This is a genomic window from Gilliamella sp. App4-10, from assembly GCF_001690495.1.
Classification (GTDB): domain Bacteria; phylum Pseudomonadota; class Gammaproteobacteria; order Enterobacterales; family Orbaceae; genus Gilliamella; species Gilliamella apicola_G.
Genome location: NZ_LZGS01000019.1, coordinates 1 through 5,232, shown reverse-complemented (window position 1 = coordinate 5,232; position 5,232 = coordinate 1). Strand labels below are relative to the sequence as shown.

Genomic DNA, 5,232 nt, shown 5'->3' with positions numbered 1-5,232 from the left:
CATTTTGCCAATCCAATACTGTAAAAATGCGCTCGGCAAGGGTAATGTATGTCACGATTGAATTTTTATAAACCATAAAAAAAGCTGCCCCTAATATTACCCCTAATGTACTAAAACCAATGGTCAGATTTTCCAACGAAAAATCGAGAAAAAAGTAGTTCATAAGTAGAGTGCAAACAATATAAAATATAAAAAAAGGTATATAAAAGTGCTTAAAGGCTTGTTTTCTTCCCCCTAGACATGGCGGAATGAGCGAGATAATTTGTTCACTGGGTTTGAGCATGGCGTACACTTCGTAATGGTCAGCGTGCTTTTCGGCGACCACCTCGACTTGATCGCCATCATTAAATTTATAAAAACCGATCCAACCTTTTAACGTGATGGTGTCATTTAATTTGGCGCTAATATATTGTGCTTGCACATAATTACTACGGTCATTACCATTGGCATGCCCTAAGCCAGCCAGCGCAGCAATGCTATTACCATTTAAAGTAGCAAGTAGTGCGCCCTTTCTAAGCTGGTTGTTGTGTTTTTGTTTTTGCTCGTCACTTAAATAAGCGCCATCAGCAAGTGGTGCATAGCAAAACAGACCTTTAAACTCGGATAGGGTGCCGGTTAATTTCACCAAATTTTTGGGCGGTAGGATTGGCTCGGTAATACTAATACCGGTTTTTTTTAATAGCTGCTCTTTGTCTTTATAGATAGGGTCGTTACCATCATATTTTGCGTAAGGCATAATAATATTCTCTAACGTATTATTTTCTTTTTTTTCTGTTTTTATTTTTAACGCGTAAAGGAGGCCTGCCTTTTTTGCATAATACCTCTGGATCGTAGTAAAAAAAACCCCACCCTTCGCCAGGTTTTGGGGGTCTAATATATTGATCGGTAATATCATATTTAGTTGAATATTTACCTTGTTCAATTAATCTAACTATATATTGTTTACTTATTTTTACTAAATTGATATTGGTGACATTTTGCCAATCCAATACTGTAAAAATGCGCTCGGCAAGGGTAATGTATGTCACGATTGAATTTTTATAAACCATAAAAAAAGCTGCCCCTAATATTACCCCTAATGTACTAAAACCAATGGTCAGATTTTCCAACGAAAAATCGAGAAAAAAGTAGTTCATAAGTAGAGTGCAAACAATATAAAATATAAAAAAAGGTATATAAAAGTGCTTAAAGGCTTGTTTTCTTCCCCCTAGACATGGCGGAATGAGCGAGATAATTTGTTCACTGGGTTTGAGCATGGCGTACACTTCGTAATGGTCAGCGTGCTTTTCGGCGACCACCTCGACTTGATCGCCATCATTAAATTTATAAAAACCGATCCAACCTTTTAACGTGATGGTGTCATTTAATTTGGCGCTAATATATTGTGCTTGCACATAATTACTACGGTCATTACCATTGGCATGCCCTAAGCCGGCCAGCGCAGCAATGCTATTACCGTTTAAGGTGGCAAGTAGTGCGCCCTTTCTAAGTTGATTGTTGTGTTTTTGTTTTTGCTCGTCACTTAAATAAGCGCCATCAGCAAGGGGTGCATAGCAAAACAGACCTTTAAATTCGGATAAGATGCCGGTTAATTTAACCAAATTTTTGGGCGGTAGGATTGGTTCGGTAATACTAATACCGGTTTTTTTTAATAGCTGCTCTTTGTCGTTATAGATGGGGTCGTTACCATCATATTTTGCGTAAGGCATAATCGAATTCCTTATGAACTTATTTTCTTTTTTTATTTTTAACCCGTAAGGGTGGCTTGCCTTTTTTGTATAAAATATCCAGATCATAATAATAAAAACCCCATCCATCTCCCGCTTTAAATGGTCTAATAAAACGGTCAATATTATTGTTCCAATCTATTGAATATTTCCCTTGAGAAATTAATTTAGCAATATATTGCTTACTTATTTTAACTAAATTGATATTTTTGACATCTTGCCAGCCCAACACGGTAAAAATGCGCTCCGCCAGCGTGATATGAGTCGCAATTGAATTTTTATATACATTAAAAATAGCTAGCCCGAAGATTACCCCTAATGTACCGAAACCAATGGTCAGATTTTCCAACGAAAAATCGAGAAAAAAGTAGTTCATTAATAGCACGCAAATAACATAAAAAATAAACATGGGTAAATGATAGTATTTTAAGGCCTGATTACGCCCGGCAAAACATAAAGGGATCAGCGAGATAATTTGTTCACAGGGTTTGAGCATGGCGTACACTTCGTAATGGTCATCGTGCTTTTCGGCTACCACTTCGACCTGATCGCCATCATTAAATTTATAAGAACCGAGCCAACCTTTTAACGTGATGGTGTCATTTAATTTGGCAGTAACATACTGGGCATCTATCTCATTACTGCGGTCATTGCCATTGGCATGGCCTAAGCCAGCCAGCGCAGCAATACTATTACCATTTAAAGTGGCAAGCACTGCCCCCTTTCTAAGCTGGTTGTTGTGTTTTTGTTTTTGCTCGTCACTTAAATAAGCGCCATCCCCCAGCTGTGCATAGCAAAACAGACCTTTAAATTCGGATAGGGTGCCGGTTAACTTAACCAAATTTTTGGGCGGTAGGATTGGATCGGTAATACTAATACCGGTTTTTTTTAATAGCTGCTCTTTATCTTTATAGATGGGATCTTTGCCATCATATTTTGCGTAAGGCATCATTGAATTCCTTATGAAATTATTTTGTTTTTTTATTTTTAACTCCTAAGGGAGACTTGCCTTTTTTGCATAATACTTCTGGGTCGTAGTAAAAAAAACTCCATCCTACTCCCGACATAGATGGTCTAATATATTGATCAGTCTTATTATTATACTTTTCTACATATTTCCCTTGAGCAATTAATTTAGCAATATATTGCTTACTTATTTTAACTAAATTGATATTTTTGACATCTTGCCAGCCCAACACGGTAAAAATGCGTTCCGCCAGCGTTACATGGGTGGCAAGCGAATTTTTGTAAACCATAAAAAAAGCTGCCCCTAACATTACCCCTAATGAACTAAAACCAATGGTCAGATTTTCTAAACTAAAATCGAAAAAAAAGTAGTTCATTAATAGTACACAAATAACATAAAAGATAAACATAGGTAAACGATAGTGTTTAAAGGCTTGGTTACGCCCGGCAAAACATAAAGGGACTAGTGAGATAATTTGTTCACTGGGTTTGAGCATGGCGTACACTTCGTAATGGTCAGCGTGCTTTTCGGCGACCACCTCGACCTGATCGCCATCATTAAATTTATAAGAACCGAGCCAACCTTTTAACGTGATGGTGTCATTTAATTTGGCGGTGATATATTGAGCATCAAAATCATTACTGCGGTCATTGCCATTGGCATGCCCTAAGCCGGCCAGCGCAGCAATGCTATTACCATTTAAAGTAGCAAGTAGTGCGCCCTTTCTAAGCTGGTTGTTGTGTTTTTGCTTTTGCTCGTCACTTAAATAAGCGCCATCAGCAAGTGGCGCATAGCAAAATAGACCTTTAAATTCAGATAAGGTGCCGGTTAATTTAACCAAATTTTTGGGCGGTAGGATTGGATCGGTAATACTAATACCGGTTTTTTTTAATAGCTGCTCTTTATCTTTATAGATAGGGTCGTTACCATCATACTTTGCGTAAGGCATAATCGAATTCCTTATAAACTTATTTTCTTTTTTTATTTTTAACCCGTAAGGGAGACTTGCCTTTTTTGCACAATATCTCAGGATCGTAATAAAAAAAGAACCACCCATCCCCTGATTTAGGCGGTCTAATATGTGGATCTGTTTTATTATTGTATTCTTTTGCATATTTCCCTTGGGCAATTAATTTAGCAATATATTGCTTACTTATTTTGCCTAAATTAATATTGGTAACATCTTGCCAACCCAACACGGTAAAAATGCGCTCAGCCAGCGTGACATGCGAGGCAAGCGAATTTTTATAAACTATTAAATTAGCTGCCCCCAAGATTACCCCTAATGTACCAAAACCAATGGTCAGATTTTCCAACGAAAAATCAAGAAAAAAGTAGTTCATTAATAGTACACAAATAACATAAAAGAGAAACATAGGCAAACGATATAGTTTGAAGGCTTGGTTACGCCCCGCAAAACATAAAGGGATCAGCGAGATAATTTGTTCACTGGGTTTGAGCATGGCGTACACTTCGTAATGGTCAGCGTGCTTTTCGGCGACCACCTCGACCTGATCGCCATCATTAAATTTATAAGAACCGATCCAACCTTTTAACGTGATGGTGTCATTTAATTTTGCAGTGATATATTGTGCTGCAAATAGATTACTGCGGTCATTACCATTAGCATGCCCCAAGCCGGCTAATGCGGCAATGCTATTACCATTTATAGTGGCAAGAGCTGCACCCTTTTTAAGCTGATTTTTCTGTTTTTGTTTTTGTTCTTCACTTAAATAAGCGCCATCACCAAGTGGTGCATAGCAAAATAGACCTTTAAATTCGGATAGGGTGCCGGTTAGTTTAACCAAATTTTTGGGCGGTAGGATTGGATCGGTAATACTAATACCGGTTTTTTTTAATAGCTGCTCTTTATCTTTATAGATAGGGTCGTTACCATCATATTTTGCGTAAGGCATAATAATATTCTCTAACGTATTATTTTATTTTTTTCTGTTTTTATTATTAACTCGTAAGGGTGTCTTGCCTTTTTTGCATAATACATCTAGATCGTAATAATAAAAGTTCCATGCTTCTCCAGTTTTAGGTGGTCTTGTATATAGATCCGTACTATTATTATATTTAGTTGAGTATTTTCCTTGCTTAATTAATTTAGCAACATATTGCATACTTATTTTGGCTAAATTAATGTTAGTAACTTCTTGCCAGCCCAATAGCGTAAAAATGCGCTCCGCCAGCGTGACATGCGTGGCAAGCGAATTTTTGTAAACCCTAAAAAAAGCTGCCCCTAATATTACCCCTAATGTACCAAAACCAATGGTCAAATTTTCCAACGAAAAATCGAAAAAAAAGTAGTTCATTAATAGCACGCAAATAACATAAAAGAAAAACATAGGTAGACGATATTGTTTGAAGGCTTGATTACGCCCGGCAAAACATAAAGGGATCAGCGAGATAATTTGTTCACTGGGTTTGAGCATGGCGTACACTTCGTAATGGTCAGCGTGTTTTTCGGCGACCACCTCGACTTGATCGCCATCATTAAATTTATAAAAACCGAGCCAACCTTTTAACGTGATG

At 37.3% G+C, this 5,232-nt stretch carries 6 protein-coding genes; all 6 read right to left on the bottom strand.

Annotated features, from left to right (window positions below):
* On the bottom strand, window positions 1-736 hold a 736-nt coding region (locus tag A9G23_RS03485), incomplete at its 3' end, for a putative type VI secretion system effector (protein ID WP_065586302.1).
* Window positions 737-755: 19 nt separating this feature from the next.
* Entirely contained in the window at window positions 756-1,709 is a 954-nt protein-coding gene (locus A9G23_RS03480; protein ID WP_065586301.1) for a putative type VI secretion system effector, read from the bottom strand.
* Between the two features lie 19 nt (window positions 1,710-1,728).
* Window positions 1,729-2,676, bottom strand: coding sequence for a putative type VI secretion system effector (locus tag A9G23_RS03475; RefSeq protein WP_065586300.1), 948 nt, complete (start codon window positions 2,674-2,676; stop codon window positions 1,729-1,731).
* A gap of 19 nt (window positions 2,677-2,695) precedes the next feature.
* Window positions 2,696-3,643 (bottom strand): putative type VI secretion system effector, encoded by a 948-nt coding sequence (locus A9G23_RS03470; protein ID WP_065586299.1) that lies wholly within the window; start codon window positions 3,641-3,643, stop codon window positions 2,696-2,698.
* 19 nt (window positions 3,644-3,662) lie between these two features.
* Entirely contained in the window at window positions 3,663-4,610 is a 948-nt protein-coding gene (locus tag A9G23_RS03465; RefSeq protein WP_065586298.1) for a putative type VI secretion system effector, read from the bottom strand.
* A 24-nt stretch (window positions 4,611-4,634) separates the two neighbouring features.
* A partial coding sequence (locus A9G23_RS11485) for a putative type VI secretion system effector (protein ID WP_218059480.1) occupies window positions 4,635-5,232 on the bottom strand: 598 nt, incomplete at its 5' end.

Excerpts from the sequence above, each read along its gene's own strand:
- A9G23_RS03480 (WP_065586301.1), bottom strand. The coding sequence starts at position 1,709 with ATGCCTTACGCAAAATATGATGGTAACGACCCCATCTATAACGACAAA.
- A9G23_RS03475 (WP_065586300.1), bottom strand. The coding sequence starts at position 2,676 with ATGCCTTACGCAAAATATGATGGCAAAGATCCCATCTATAAAGATAAA.
- A9G23_RS03470 (WP_065586299.1), bottom strand. The coding sequence starts at position 3,643 with ATGCCTTACGCAAAGTATGATGGTAACGACCCTATCTATAAAGATAAA.
- A9G23_RS03465 (WP_065586298.1), bottom strand. The coding sequence starts at position 4,610 with ATGCCTTACGCAAAATATGATGGTAACGACCCTATCTATAAAGATAAA.